Here is a 14,784-nt window from a genome sequence, read left to right on the forward strand (position 1 = left end):
GAAAAAATGAACTTAACGTTCTTCTAGCATTTTTACGATCTGGTTGGCTACCACTTTTGCACTTTGATCGTCGGTACGAACTGTGTAGTCCGCCACTTCGTCGTATAGTGCGTTGCGAGATACAGCTAGATCTTCTAGCACATCACGCGGGTTGTCTGTTTGAAGTAGAGGGCGTTTCTTGTCGCGGTTAGTGCGAGCAAGTTGCTTTTCAATTGTTGTTTCTAGGTATACAACAATGCCTCGTGCAGATAGACGGTTACGGTTTTCTTTGCTCAGCACTGAACCACCGCCTGTCGCAAGAACAATACCTTGTTCTTCTGTCAGATCGTTGATTACAGATTCTTCGCGCTTACGGAAACCATCTTCGCCCTCAACATCAAAAACCCATGCGATGTCTGCGCCAGTGCGCTCTTCGATCACAGTGTCAGAGTCTAGAAACTCCATATGAAGTTGGGAAGCTAGGTGTCTACCAATTGTACTTTTGCCGGCGCCCATTGGGCCAACAAGAAAAATATTGCGTTTCTCAGCCATGTTTTTAGCAGTAATTTACAACGTTAATTCAATGACATCGCCACAAGGTAGGTCAGTACAAGTACTGAAATTAAAAGGCCCGTGGCACCGATTCCTCACAGATAATTCGTGATAAGACCCGAAATTATCAAGGTTAGGTGCCACTAATGCAACTTTATTTTTAATCTAATTGCTCATTACTGAATCACAACTTTGGGTGTAACAAAAATAAGTAGTTCACTTTTACCCACATTTTCATAGCTACGACGGAATAATGCACCCAAAACTGGCAGGTCTCCTAACAGAGGAACTTTGTCCACTGTACTGCTCACACTGTGCTGAAATATCCCGCCAAGCACGACTGTTTCACCATTATTAACAAGCACTTGCGTCCCTATGCGTTGAGTATCAATGGCAACAGCCTCACCCGTTCCCGTTTTTACTACTTGCCCTGGCCTATCTTGGGTCACGCTTAAATCCAATACCAAACGATTGTCGGGCGTGATTTGTGGTGTCACCTTAAGACTCAACACTGCTTTCTTAAATGCGACCGAAGTAGCACCACTTGAAGACGACTCTAAATAAGGAATTTCAGTACCTTGCTCAATATAAGCGGGTTTTTTATTGGTGGTGATTAAACGTGGGCTAGAAATAATCTCAGCTTTTGACTCTTGTTGTAGTGCCGACAATTCAAGATCAAGCAAGGTATCTGAACCCAGTTTGGCCACCTGAAACGCAATGCTTGATGCATTAGGAGACGTTGCCCCTAGATTAACGTTGAGGAAATCGTCAATCGCACTATTCCCACCATTATCGTCATACGGCGTAATTTGCGATGGGTGGTTGCCCTCTATCGAGCCGCCAACTTTGAAGCTACCGTTGGTGGAAGAAACACCCCAACGCACCCCTAACTCATCAAGGTTACCCTCGGTAACGGTTACGATGCGCGCCTCTATCTGGACTTGCTTCACGGGGATGTCCAAAGATTCAATGATGCCTCGTATCACGGCAATGTTTTCTGCCAGTTCACGAATCAATAGGGAATTGGTGCGTTCATCAATGGTGATCGAGCCACGATCGGACAACATGCTCACCGCACCTTCACCGCCAATCATGTCGGCAATGTCGGTGGCTTTAGCAAAATTAATCTTGATGATTTCCGACTTAAGCTCCCCTAACTCCTCTTCCAAGCGAGATTTCTCTAACGCTTGTTGCTCTCGAAGATCGAGTTCTGCTTTTGGCGCCACCAAAATAACATTGCCATCAACGCGCTTATCTAGTCCTTTAACTTGCAAGATAATGTCGAGAACTTGCTGCCAAGGTACGCCATCTAAACGTAAAGTGAGGTTACCCGCTACTGAGTCAGACACCACGAGATTGAAATCGTTGTAGTCAGCAATCAGCTGCAGGACATTTCGTACCGGGATATCTTGGAAGTTAATCGATATCAGTTTGCCCTCTTTTTCTAAAACGCTTTTCTCTTTGGTCGCTTCATTGATAACAGGCTTGCTGATCACCACCTCTATGAAGCGACCTTTTAGGTTATATTCATACTGATAGTCGCCAGCGATCGTCGCCAACAGTCGTGTGCTGGGCGTCTCTTTATAGACTTCAATACCTTCCACTAGGGTCGCGAAATCCTTCACATCCAAAAGATAAAGCTTATCGTCATTAACTTGAGTATTGAGTAATTCGATACTTAACCCTTCCTGAGCACGTTGAACATCCACCACAGCGGTGCTGGTTGCCAGCTCAATAATAATGACGGCGTCTTTATCTTTGTTTACCCTAAAATCAATATTCTCCAATTGATTAGGTAAGCTCTCGGCGTGACTGAGCACGCTAACAACCAACATCACAGACACAGCAAAACCTTGTAGAGCCTTGCTCACTAATCCACTTATTCCTTTAATCATATTTACATCTCATATCCACATCATGTGACATTGGTTTACTTCAGAGCCAGTCTAACGTTGCGCTTATGCCAACAACCTAAGCCATCTGGAAGAGTTTCATTAATCTGAACGTACTGGCTCGTCACTTTAGTAACTCGGCCGTTATTTAAGCCGATAAACTGGCCTTTTTTGACGTTTACCACGTTCCCTTTGGGTGTTTGCACTAACCCAAACACACTTGTTCCGCTTCCCATGACGCCTCTTAAACGAAGCTTACTCAACGGGTACTTTTCTAATTTCCCATTACGAGAACGCGCGCTAGGTTGCCAACAGTCCTTCTTAACTAAAGGCTGGTTTTGCACGATGGCTTCTTTAGGCAGTTCAAACGGAGGACGAAAGGCTCGGCGCTGATAAGTAGCGGCCAAAAACTCAGTCGCAGGAACCAATTGTTCCACCTCTTTTCTCGCTTTGGCCTCAACTTGCACTACAAAGTCTTCTAACGAATCTTCATTCGCTTTACAGCCCGTGAGCACAAGCAATAATAATGTTGAATAAAACACGCTATTGGGTTTCATCATTGACCTCCGATTTAAATTGGTAGGTATAAGCTCGAACCCTGAAGTGCAGCGTGCTACTTTCTTGACTGACTCGCTGCCAATTCACGTCATCAAAGCTGATGATGCGTGGCAGCTTAGCAATGGCCGCAGAGAAATCACCAATCTCGTGGTAGTCACCCGTCAGCTCGATGTTGAGCGGTAAACGATAGAGAAACTCTTTGTTCTGCTTCTGCCCCCAGTCAATTCGCGTAAATGTCAGCTTATTATCCAATCCAAGCTCGTTCACAGAGGCCAACATACTGGCTAGCTCTTTTTGAACGGGCAATTGCTCCAATAGATAGTCATAACGGCTAGTTAGCTCATCCAGCTGGCTCTGAAGCTTAGGTAAGGCCGCAACCTTATTGGCCTTTATTCTCAAGGTCGCTTTTAAGGTCTGCTCCTGTTGCTTCATCTGTTGCAGTTCATCGTCGAGCGGCAGCACATAAAGCCAAGTGCCAACACCTTGGATTAACACTATCAACACCAGAATCACGAGAAGCTGAGGCAACAATGGCCATTCGGTGATCTCATCAACATCGAGATCTTGCAAACTCATCCTGTTTTGCCAACTAATCTTATTTTGAAGGTTAGCCATGATGCGCCCCCTTCTCTTTTCTGCTCGCGGTTGTGTTTTCTAAAGACACAGGGCTAAACACAAAAGAGACCTTGAAGGTCTGAAACTCTTTATTGAAGCGCTTGCGGTTATGAACGATAGAGTGCATCTCGACCCCTTCCAGAGAATCTGAACGCTCGAGGTTGTCCAACATCGTAGCGAGACGAGCAGTACTGTCGCTAATGCCCGACATTTCAATCTCCTGACCATTCATCTTTATCTTGTCGACATACACACCCTCAGGAATCAGCTCCGGCATCAAGTTCATAAAGTCGGTGGTCTTATTGCGGCCAAGCTGTAGCGATTCGACTACATCAAGCCTAGTCAGAATCGCTTTATGCTCCTGCTCTGCGACCTTTAATGACTGAATTTGTCGGTCGAGCTCGGCAATATATCGATTGAGGTAACTAAGACGGGCTTGCTGCTTGGCTTGTTGGTCGTAAAAATAGTGACCAACCGCCCATTGCCCTGCAAGCGCGATGATGACACCAAGAATGATCAGATGGATAAAGCGCTTCTTATGCTGAGCGCGAATCTCATCACGCCACGGCAGCAGGTTAATTTGATGCAACATGCTTTTCTCCCTGCCACTTGAGTCCACTCATCGCCATACCCGCCGCAATACCGAAATGTTGCCAGTTCGTTGGTAATCGACGTCGCTTCGCCACCTTATTCTCAAATAGAGACAAAGGGTTCAGTGACTCGCAACTCAACTGGAATTGACGTTCTAGCTCTTCGGTTACCATAGGAATGCTGGCGCCCTCGCCCATCAGCCAGATCCCTGAGATAGGTTGCTGCGCATTTCCCGAGGAATAGAGCTGTAATTGACGCTTGAGCTTCTCAATCAAATTAACAATAAATTGATGTGTATCTTCAGTGGTGGCGAACACACTCTCGATATCACTTACAGCACCATTGCTGCGAAGATCTTTGGTACCAAAAGCGATATCTTTATAAAACGGTGCCAAACCTTGTGGAATAATGCCTAACGACGTTTGGTCGATTCCCACATCCACCAGCAGCCAATTTTTCTTTTCGGGGTACAGGCGCGATGCCATTTGCCAGATGTTAAGCAACCCATGCGCCTGCGTGTCTACCACCACAGGTTTAAAACCAGCTTTGGTCAAAGCATCCGCTCGGCTATCCACCACTTCTTTACGAGTGGCGTATACCTGATAACTGCTTGTCGAACCTTTACCAAATCGTTTGTCTTCCAGCTTTACAAAATCTAAACTCAGCTCCTCTATCGGAAAGGGAGATTGATGAGCAAAGGTTTGATAGATCGAAAACTCCTTTTCTCTGTCTTCTAACTCACTCTCTATTTGCAGTACTTTGCTGATCACCGTGTTATCAGGTACTGAAATGGCGACGTTGCAACAGCCAAAAGGCAGCCCTTTCCTAAGTTCTTTAAGTTTCTTAACAGTTTTCTGATACTCCAAAGTATGGTTAGCTGTAAAAATGTCGTCCGAAATCGGCAGCTCTTTGTATCCCACTAGGGCATACAACTCCCCCACGGGTTTTAGTACCACAGCTTTGATGCTGTGATGATTTATATCTATACCTGTAATTAATGATGAACCCATGTGACCTAGCTCCTGAAGTGCCAAGCATTTCGTTGATTATCTAGGGGTTGTGATTATTAGTTAAATAAGCGTTAATAAACGAAAGCTAAGTTTTTAGCCTAGAGTACAAGGGTTTGCTGCTTCTCAGCCTTAACTAATCAGGGATTATCCGGTGAAGTTCATAAAGCGATTATTCATATTTACATTGATTTGCATGATTCTTGGAGTCAGTACAATTTTTGGGTTTTATTATTACGTAAAACCAGAGTTGCCTGATGTTGCCACTTTGCGTGATGTGAAGCTCCAAACGCCAATGCAAGTCTTCAGTCAAGACGGTAAGTTGATCTCTCAATTTGGCGAAAAGCGTCGTAACCCAGTGACTTATGACGAGATTCCTCGCCACTTAGTTGAAGCTCTGATTGCCACCGAAGATAGCCGTTTTTACGAACACCCAGGTATTGATCCAATTGGTATCACCCGTGCAGCGCTCGTCGTTGCAATGTCGGGTTCAGCCAAACAAGGGGCGAGTACCATTACTCAGCAGCTTGCGCGTAACTTCTTCTTATCTAATGAGAAAAAGATCATGCGTAAGATCAAAGAGATCTTCATTGCGATCCATATCGAGCAACTGCTTAGCAAAGAAGAGATCATGGAGCTTTATGTAAATAAGATCTTCCTTGGTCACCGCTCGTACGGTTTTGGCGCGGCAGCGCGTGTTTATTTCGGTAAAGATCTCCCTGAGCTTACCCTGAGTGAAATTGCTACGCTGGCGGGTATGCCAAAAGCACCGTCCACGATGAACCCTATCTATTCGATTGAGCGCGCGACTCACCGTCGTAACGTGGTATTACGTCGTATGTTAGACGAGAAATACATCACTCAAGCAGAGTTCGATGAAGCTCGTAGCGAGACATTGATATCGAAATATCACGGTGCAGAGATTGAACTGAGCGCGCCGTATGTTGCTGAAGTAGCACGTGCGTGGATGGTTGAACGCTATGGCGAAGCCGCTTACACATCAGGTATGAAGGTTTACACGACCGTTGATTCAAAACTGCAAAAGGCAGCGAACCAGGCGGCGATTAAGAACCTACTTGGCTACGATGAGCGTCACGGCTACCGTGGTGCAGAAAAAGTATTGTGGCAGACGGCTCAATCAGCTTGGGATCAGGAACAAATCGTTAAACACCTTAAGTCTCAACCAACCTATGGTGACTTAGTCCCTGCGGTTGTTACCGCGGTTGATTCGAAAAGCGCTCAAGTTTGGGTTAAAAACCAAGGCGAAGGCACTATTGAGTGGCAAGGCATGAACTGGGCGCGTAAATTCCTAACGGATAATCGCCAAGGACCAGCCCCTTCTCAAGCGAAAGAGATTCTTGCTGTTGGTGAGCAAGTTTGGGTTCGCCATGAAGCAATTACAGGAGACGAAGTATCTGAAGAGCCGACAGAAGAGTCAGCAGAGGCGAAGTCAGAAACCCCTGTTGAATGGCGACTAAGCCAAGTACCCAATGCGAACACCGCTTTTGTTGCAATGAACCCGAACAACGGCGCAGTACTGTCGATGGTGGGTGGCTTTAACTTTGTTCACAACAAATTCAACCGTGCGACGCAATCTATCCGTCAGGTGGGTTCTGGTATCAAACCATTTATCTACTCAGCGGCCATTGATAAAGGCCTAACGTTAGCCTCACTGATCAACGATGCGCCTATCAATCAATGGGATAAGAGCCAAGGTACCGCATGGCGACCAAAGAACTCACCACCGACCTACGTGGGTCCTACGCGTTTACGTATTGGCTTAGCTCAATCTAAAAACGTAATGGCTGTGCGTGTGCTGCGTGAAGTTGGCTTAGATGATACTCGTAACTACCTAACTCGTTTTGGTTTTGATATTGACGAAGTACCTCGCTCTGAAACCATTGCTCTAGGTGCGGGTAGCTTAACACCAATGAAGGTAGCTCAAGGTTACTCAGTATTCGCTAATGGCGGCTACTACGTTGAACCTTTCTACATCAGCCGCATTGAAACGCCATTTGGTGAGACTGAATTCGAAGCGACACCAAAAGTGGTTTGTAAGGACAATTGCGATCATAAGGTTGCCACAGACCCAATGGCCGATGAGTTTGCAGAACAAGATGTGGATGCCAAAGTGCAATACGCGCCTCAAGTCATCTCTGAGCAAAACGCATTCCTTGTTCGCGAAATGATGTACAGCAACATCTGGGGCGGCGGTGACTGGAGTGCTGGCACAGGTTGGAATGGTACAGGTTGGCGAGCTCAGCCGTTGAAGCGTCGTGACATTGGCGGTAAAACCGGTACAACCAATGACTCGAAAGATACATGGTACAGCGGCTACGGCCCTGGCATGGTGGCAACGGTATGGGTTGGTTTTGATAACCACAACCGTAACCTAGGTCGAACTAAAGCGAACTCTAACCTTGGCAAGAGCCAAATTACCGGTGCCGAAGCGGGCGCTAAAACAGCAGAACCTGCATGGGTTGATTTCATGGGTACTGCGTTAGCGGGCGTTCCTGCTGAACGTAAAGAGATTCCGGAGAACATCGTTCGTGTTCGTATCGACCGTGAAACTGGCTTACTGACTAACAAGTTCGATAGCTCATCGATGTTCGAGTACTTCGAGAAAGGCACAGAGCCAACTGAGTACATCACTGAACGTTTCAATGATGACATCTACTCAACGTCATCAGGCGAAGCAGTAGAAGAGCTATTCTAGCTAGGGTTTGTTGAACCTAGTAAGATGAACCAACAAAAAAGGGTTGATATGAATTCATATCAACCCTTTTTTTATATCTACATCTGAACGAACTCAACTCTAAACTCGAGTGCTAAGCCGCTTTTTCCAATTGAGTTCGGATAGCCTCAGCCAGTTGCTCAAAACGCCCCTTTAGCGGAGAGCCCGGTCGGTAGGCAACAACAATGCGACGTGAAGGTGTTGGATTCACCGCTGGCACGTAACACACGCCATCTTTCTGTTTTTCCTTTGGAACCGATAACTGAGGTAACAAGGTAATACCCGCCCCTGCCGCTACCATGTTACGCAGCGTTTCTAAGCTGGTCGCTTTAAAGCGTTCATCATCTTTTGCACCCGCAGCAAAACAGAAGCCCAAGGCTTGGTCTCGTAAGCAATGACCATCGCCCAGTGCAAGTACGGTTTGTCCATTTAACTGCAGCATATCGACAGCATCCTGCTGTGCCCATTCATGATCACACGGTACGGCAACGCTTAATGGCTCGTCATAGACATCAATCTCTTTGAACGCCGCCGTTTCATCTACCGCAGCCAGCACCAAGCAATCAAGTTTGCCATCTTCTAACTGGCTCACTAACTGATGTGTCTGCGCTTCGTGCAGGTAAAGCTCAAGATCGGGGAAACTCTCTTTTAGATAAGGAATGATCTTAGGCAAAATGTACGGGCCAACGGTCGGGATAAAACCAATATGCATCGGCCCCGTCATCGCTTCACCGTGTCCACTTGCCATATCTTTAAACGTCTTTACCTCGTTGAGAATGCGCTTGGCTTGCTCAACAAGTTGTAAACCTGATTCTGTAAATATTACCTTCCTTGGGCTACGCTCGGTTAACTGAAGTCCAATTTCATCTTCCAGTTTGCGTATTTGACCGCTCAATGTCGGCTGACTTACAAAGCACGCTTCTGCTGCTTTTCGAAAATGTTTGTGCTCAGCGAGCGCCACCAAGTATTCAAAGTCACGAATGTTCATGCTCAGTCTCTTACCTCAGGTTTTAATAAGAACAAGGGTTTTAATAGAAACATTTAAAAGAAAAATGCTCTTGATAGAATTTACCTATCAAAACCATAACATCAAACGATTAGAGCTATCAAAGGATTTATCTAATAATGGGCTCAACGAAACGAAACAGAGCAAAGAAAAACGTTAAGCTCTGATAGAACAAAATTAAAATACTATTTAAGGAAATCAATATGTTTGCATCTAAAGAAGGTCAATCAATCCCTCAAGTAACATTCCCAACTCGCCAAGGTGATGCATGGGTTAACGTAACGACGGAAGAGCTATTCAAAGACAAGACAGTTATCGTATTCAGCCTACCAGGTGCGTTTACACCAACATGTTCTTCAAGCCACCTACCTCGTTACAACGAGCTGCACTCTGTATTCAAAGAAAACGGCGTTGATGACATCCTTTGTGTTTCTGTAAACGACACGTTCGTAATGAACGCATGGAAAGCAGACCAAGAAGCTGAAAAAATCACATTCATCCCAGATGGCAACGGGGACTTCACAGACGGCATGGGTATGCTAGTTGAGAAAAACGACATCGGCTTTGGCAAACGTTCATGGCGCTACAGCATGCTGGTTAAAAACGGCGTGGTAGAAAAAATGTTCATCGAAGAAGACGTACCAGGCGACCCGTTCAAGGTTTCTGATGCTGATACTATGCTTAACTACCTTGCTCCTGAACACAAAGAGCAAGAGTCAATCACAGTATTCACTAAGCCAGGCTGTCCTTTCTGTATGAAAGCAAAACAGAACCTAATCGACAAAGGTCTAAACTACGAAGAAGTGGTTCTAGGTAAAGACGCAACAACAGTAAGCCTACGAGCAATCTCTGGTCGCACTACCGTTCCTCAAGTATTCATCGGTGGCAAACACATCGGTGGCAGCGAAGAACTAGAAACTTTCCTAGGTTAATCACTTAGTCGCTAATAAACGCTAATAAACGCTTAGTGATTAAATAACCTAAGTAATTAAATAGCTTAGTAATACCAGCTAACTCACCTTTTTGTGGGTTAGCTATTCCAAACCACTCTTATCTGAGCTTTGGAAAAGAATATAGCTCGTAGCTCGCAAACCTAAGAGTCACAAGCTAAACCTAATAAAACAGAATCACAAAACTGACCCGCAATCCTGACTCTCAAAAAATCACCAGAGTTGGAGGGGTTCGTTCACACTAAATTTAGCCATTGCGAGAAAATTATTATGAAACAAGTCAATGTAGATGTAGCAGTTATCGGGGGCGGTACAGCAGGTCTAGGTTCTTACCGCGCTGCAAAAGCACACACTGACAGTGTCGTGATGATTGAAGGCGGCCCTTACGGTACAACCTGTGCTCGTGTTGGTTGTATGCCATCTAAACTGCTTATTGCAGCAGCTGAAAGCGTACACCAAATCGAGAAAGCTCCGGCTTTTGGCGTTCACCCACAAGGTGATATCGTGATTAACGGCCGTGAAGTGATGGACCGAGTGAAGTTTGAACGTGACCGTTTTGTTGGTTTTGTTTTAGAAGGTGTTGATGAAATCCCAGAGCAAGACAAGATTTCTGGCTACGCAAAGTTCTTAGACGACAACACGCTACAAATTGATGACCACACGGTTGTCACCGCTAAACGTATTGTTATCGCAACCGGCTCTCGCCCTGCATATCCGGCAGTTTGGAATGAGCTTGGTGATCGTCTGATCATTAACGACGACGTGTTCAGCTGGGATGATTTACCGGAATCAGTCGCAGTATTTGGCCCTGGTGTTATTGGGCTTGAGCTTGGTCAGTCACTGCATCGCTTAGGTGTGAAGACCAAACTGTTCGGTTTGGGTGGTCAAGTTGGCCCAGTAACCGACCCAGAGATCATGGCTTATGCAGATAAAGCCTTCAATGAAGAGTTCTATCTTGATGCTGACGTAAAAATCGAAAGCATGAAGCGTATTACCATTGAATCGGGTGAAGCTCGTGTCGAAATCCAGTTCATCAATAAGCAAGGTGAACTAGAAACTAACGTCGTTGAATACGTACTGGCAGCGACAGGCCGTCGTCCTAACACTGATAAGCTTGGCCTAGAGAATACCTCTCTTGAGCTTGATGAGCGTGGTGTTCCAATTGCCGACCACTACACGCTACAAACATCGCTACCATCAGTATTTATTGCCGGTGATGCAAGTAACCAACTGCCTCTGCTACATGAAGCAGCAGACCAAGCACGTATTGCCGGTGATAACGCAGGTCGCTTCCCTGAGATTCGCGCTGGCTTACGCCGCTCTAAAATCTCTGCGGTATTCTCTGACCCACAAATCGCGATGGTGGGTGAAACATACAAAGAGATCATAACCCGCTTAGGCACCTGTGGCTGTTTCGCAACAGGTGAAGTGTCTTTCGAGAACCAAGGTCGTTCACGAGTGATGCTACGCAACAAAGGTATTCTGCACGTTTACGGCGAGCAAGGTACAGGCCGTTTCCTTGGTGCTGAGATGATGGGACCAAACGCAGAACATTTGGCTCACTTACTCGCATGGGCACACCAGAAAAAGATGACGGTTTCTGAAATGTTGGATATGCCGTTTTACCATCCAGTAATTGAAGAAGGTGTACGAACAGCGCTACGTGACCTAAATGCGAAACTGCACCTTGGTCCAGAGATGGTGAAACACTGTCTAGATTGTGGCCCTGGTTGTTAATCTCAGGTCGTTGCAAAACTAGCAGTTTGGTCTATTAACAGAGACTAGGTACTAAAAAGGAAAGCCATTGGCTTTCCTTTTTGTTTTTGGCCACGAGCAAATAATAGATTCCCGATTACGCTCCTTCGTCGCTTTCGGGAATGACGATAATTTTCCTATACCGTCAATCCGAAGCTAACCAGTATAACGATGCTTTTTAATACGCATCTAAGCTGAAGCAGACCAAAGTGACGCATCAGCTAAACCAAAACTTAACCGTCATTCCAGAACCGAGGGACGAGGTATCTGGAATCTCTTGAAGCCATTACTTGTCGCTAAAGGCTTAGCGATTACTTCTCAGCAGCAATCACAGAGATCTCAACAAGTAGCGCTTCGCGAGCCATGTCGCCCGTCACACATGCGCGAGCTGGAGCGTGACCTTCTGGAACCCATGCATCCCAAACTGCATTCATTTCTTGGAAGTCTTTCATGTCTTTCAAGTAAATCGTTGCTGACAGCATGTGTTCCTTGTCGCTACCCGCTTGCTCAAGTAGGGCTTCTACTTTATCTAGCATCGTCTGTGTTTGCTCAGTGATGTCTTTGGTTGCATCAGCACACACTTGGCCACATAGGTAGATAGTGCCGTTGTGTTTCACAATACGGCTCATGCGTTGTTTGGTGTCTTGGCGCTCAATCATCGACTTTCTCTCTCTGTGTCACCGTGATCCAATATCTTGTGACGTGTTATTATCAGGGCAACAAGCATAACGCGAATCAAACCCAATATGACATGCATTCATTGCAATAAAAGTGAAAAAATCCGTAACAAACTCGGTCGCTGCCAGCGTTGCATGAATCAGCTGATGGTGTTGTCGATTTTGAGTTGGGGAGTATGGTGGCTATTTTTCAGAGAAGATCCAAAAACCATCAATGCCATCGCTTTGATGATGGCCGCTTTCGCGTTCAGTGGTTTGTTGTCGCTGCATTGGTTCATGAAGTTTGTGGTGCTGCCTTTAAGGAACAAAAAGCATTAATAACGAGATTGGTTGGATAGGCGATAACGGCTAGGTGCTAGATTCAATACACAAAAAATTAATCTCAACTCGAGTTATCATCACTTCTCAAACAACAGATAGAAAAAAGCCCCAGAACCAATCGATTCTAGGGCTTTCTTAGAAAATTCTAAGAAAAAGCAGTGGTACTTTAATAGACCGGACTTTTCTTAGTTTGTTCCCAAAAAAGATCAGATTTTTGATCTTTTTTTTAGGGAGCTACAAAATCAATGTGTTATGCCACATTAACCTTTGCGATAATCTGCTCTACCAAGTTTACTTCCAAGGCCACTTCATCACATGCATGTTGACGAGGGCACTGGTCACAATCTTTCAGCACCTTCTCAGGCAGCAGAGATTTTGATGTCGGTAAGAAGTCATGCTTCATAAAGAACTCTGGAGTACGAGTCAGTACAAACACCTTCTTAATGGCCATTTGTCGTGCTTTATCAACCAAGTGCTGCACAATCGCTGTACCCTGCCCTTGACCTTGCCACCCAGCCTCAACACCGAGCGAGCGAATTTCCGCTAAGCCAGAGTCATACACATAGAGTGAGGCGCAACCTGTCACCTCACCATGATGTTCTGCGACAGCAAACGAGCCAATATCACGCACCAGTTCATTACGAGAACGAGGTAGGTTTTCACCCATGTTCGCCCAGTAGGCCACCATGCCTTCCAACGCTTCAATATCCGTCAGACGAGCAGGACGAACCTTCACGATGGAAGTGTCACGCTGTGATAAACGCTTCTCAGCTTGGTCAACCGCGTAAGCCACTTGCTGTGGTGATACACCGCCTAGCGCGCTACGTTTTTCAAGACACGATTCAATGGTCAGAATGTCATACACATCCTCTTCAATCACCTCAGAGAACTCTTTCATCTCTGCGATGGTTAACTCTTCTAATGCACAGCCTTTAGCAATCGCCGCCACTACCGTCACACCAACAATATGGTGAGCTTCACGGAAAGGAATGCCTTTCGCTACTAGGTAATCAGCCAGCTCAGTTGAGTTCGCGTAGCCTTGTTTCGCTGCTTCAAGTGTACGTTCGCCGTTCACTTTAATGCCGTCAAAACAAAGAGCAGCCATTTCCATACAATCATTCCAAGTGTCTAAAGCGTCGAACAGACCTTCTTTATCTTCTTGCATGTCTTTGTTGTACGCCAAAGGCAGGGCTTTCACTGTCATCATCATTGCGGCTAATGAACCATAAACACGGCCAGTTTTGCCACGGATAAGTTCGAGCGCATCAGGGTTTTTCTTTTGTGGCATCAGAGATGAACCTGACGTCACAGTATCCGCTAACTCGATGAAGTTCGATTCACCTGAGTTATAGAAAATCATATCTTCTGCAAGACGTGAAAGGTGAAGCATAGAGATAGATGCAATCGACATCAGCTCCATCACATGATCACGGTCAGAGACTGAATCTAGAGAGTTGCGTGTTGCACGACGGAAACCTAAGTTGTGAGCTAACTCTTCACGGTCCATCGGGTAAGCAGTTCCTGCAAGGGCACCAGAACCCAGCGGACATGTATCTAGACGCTTAATCGCATCATTCAAACGCGAGTAATCACGCTCAAGCATTTCAACGTAAGCCAAGCACCAATGAGCAAAAGTTACCGGCTGAGCACGTTGTAAGTGAGTGTATCCAGGAAGCACGGTTTCTTGATGCTGAGAAGCGACATTCACCATTTGGCTTTGCAGACGATCAAGCGCGAGTAGCAGTTGGTTACCTTGTTGACGACACCATAGTTTAAGGTCGGTCGCTACTTGGTCATTACGAGAACGGCCAGTATGAAGTTTTTTGCCCAAATCACCGACTTTGCCGATAAGTTGTTGCTCAACCCAGCTGTGAATATCTTCTGCATCAGAACGTAAGATCTGTTCAGGATCTTCCATCACCTCGAGTTTTAGCTCGTTCAGTGCAAGCTCTAGTCTTTGCTGTTCTTCTTCTGTTAGAACGTTGACCGATTGTAGAGCCTTTGACCAGGCAATAGAGCCCACAATGTCTTGCTCAGCCAATCGGTAATCAAAACGAAGAGAATCGTTAAAATCTTTGAACCGGGTGTCTGCTGCTTGGGTAAATCTACCGCCCCATAATGCCATTGTGTATCTCCTAATTGCACAG

Annotated in this window: 14 protein-coding genes; 5 read left to right on the top strand and 9 right to left on the bottom strand. The window is 45.8% G+C overall.

Translation table 11 applies throughout. The features are described from left to right. Positions 1–12: 12 nt before the first annotated feature. The 6 genes from aroK to pilM form a co-directional block, all read right to left on the bottom strand. Positions 13–531 (bottom strand): shikimate kinase AroK, encoded by a 519-nt coding sequence (aroK, locus tag AC3CID_RS14390; protein ID WP_004729664.1) that lies wholly within the window; start codon positions 529–531, stop codon positions 13–15. Between the two features lie 176 nt (positions 532–707). After that, entirely contained in the window at positions 708–2,426 is a 1,719-nt protein-coding gene (locus AC3CID_RS14395) for a type IV pilus secretin PilQ (RefSeq protein WP_243578741.1), read from the bottom strand. 35 nt (positions 2,427–2,461) lie between these two features. Further along, complete coding sequence (locus AC3CID_RS14400; RefSeq protein ID WP_017085981.1) at positions 2,462–2,983, bottom strand: pilus assembly protein PilP; 522 nt, start codon at positions 2,981–2,983, stop codon at positions 2,462–2,464. Beyond that, positions 2,967–3,596, bottom strand: coding sequence for a type IV pilus inner membrane component PilO (locus AC3CID_RS14405; protein WP_004729667.1), 630 nt, complete (start codon positions 3,594–3,596; stop codon positions 2,967–2,969). Before AC3CID_RS14405 ends, AC3CID_RS14400 begins: the two co-directional genes overlap by 17 nt. After that, positions 3,589–4,188 (bottom strand): PilN domain-containing protein, encoded by a 600-nt coding sequence (locus tag AC3CID_RS14410; RefSeq protein ID WP_488526693.1) that lies wholly within the window; start codon positions 4,186–4,188, stop codon positions 3,589–3,591. The genes AC3CID_RS14405 and AC3CID_RS14410 overlap by 8 nt, the downstream gene beginning before the upstream one ends. Then, entirely contained in the window at positions 4,172–5,197 is a 1,026-nt protein-coding gene (gene pilM, locus AC3CID_RS14415) for a type IV pilus assembly protein PilM (protein WP_488526694.1), read from the bottom strand. The genes AC3CID_RS14410 and pilM overlap by 17 nt, the downstream gene beginning before the upstream one ends. A 151-nt stretch (positions 5,198–5,348) precedes the next feature. On the opposite strand from pilM, the gene AC3CID_RS14420 reads away from it, so the two are divergent. Further along, positions 5,349–7,910 (top strand): penicillin-binding protein 1A, encoded by a 2,562-nt coding sequence (locus AC3CID_RS14420; protein ID WP_019350879.1) that lies wholly within the window; start codon positions 5,349–5,351, stop codon positions 7,908–7,910. 112 nt (positions 7,911–8,022) lie between these two features. On the opposite strand, the gene oxyR is transcribed toward AC3CID_RS14420, so the two are convergent. Continuing rightward, complete coding sequence (gene oxyR, locus AC3CID_RS14425; protein ID WP_019821390.1) at positions 8,023–8,916, bottom strand: DNA-binding transcriptional regulator OxyR; 894 nt, start codon at positions 8,914–8,916, stop codon at positions 8,023–8,025. Here oxyR and AC3CID_RS14430 point away from each other — a divergent pair. The 3 genes from AC3CID_RS14430 (at position 8,915) to AC3CID_RS14440 (ending at position 11,621) form a co-directional block, all read left to right on the top strand. After that, on the top strand, positions 8,915–9,094 hold the full coding sequence (locus AC3CID_RS14430; RefSeq protein WP_017080197.1) for a hypothetical protein: 180 nt from the start codon (positions 8,915–8,917) through the stop codon (positions 9,092–9,094). The two genes, oxyR and AC3CID_RS14430, sit on opposite strands and share 2 nt — an antisense overlap. 43 nt (positions 9,095–9,137) lie before the next feature. Further along, a complete protein-coding gene (locus AC3CID_RS14435) occupies positions 9,138–9,866 on the top strand; it encodes a glutathione peroxidase (protein ID WP_004729672.1) in 729 nt (242 codons plus the stop codon). 288 nt (positions 9,867–10,154) lie between these two features. Next, positions 10,155–11,621: a dihydrolipoyl dehydrogenase gene (locus tag AC3CID_RS14440; protein ID WP_488526695.1), complete on the top strand. Its 1,467-nt coding sequence runs from the start codon at positions 10,155–10,157 to the stop codon at positions 11,619–11,621. 329 nt (positions 11,622–11,950) lie between these two features. Here the strand turns inward: AC3CID_RS14440 and AC3CID_RS14445 are convergent, their stop codons facing one another. Next, positions 11,951–12,298 (bottom strand): RidA family protein, encoded by a 348-nt coding sequence (locus tag AC3CID_RS14445; protein ID WP_102370802.1) that lies wholly within the window; start codon positions 12,296–12,298, stop codon positions 11,951–11,953. Between the two features lie 87 nt (positions 12,299–12,385). Here AC3CID_RS14445 and AC3CID_RS14450 point away from each other — a divergent pair, with 87 nt between their 5' ends. Beyond that, on the top strand, positions 12,386–12,634 hold the full coding sequence (locus AC3CID_RS14450; RefSeq protein WP_080572706.1) for a DUF3624 domain-containing protein: 249 nt from the start codon (positions 12,386–12,388) through the stop codon (positions 12,632–12,634). A gap of 253 nt (positions 12,635–12,887) precedes the next feature. On the opposite strand, the gene argH is transcribed toward AC3CID_RS14450, so the two are convergent. Continuing rightward, complete coding sequence (argH, locus tag AC3CID_RS14455; protein ID WP_004729676.1) at positions 12,888–14,762, bottom strand: argininosuccinate lyase; 1,875 nt, start codon at positions 14,760–14,762, stop codon at positions 12,888–12,890. Positions 14,763–14,784 lie beyond the last annotated feature (22 nt).

It is taken from the genome of Vibrio sp. QJM3NY_21 (genome assembly GCF_057785975.1).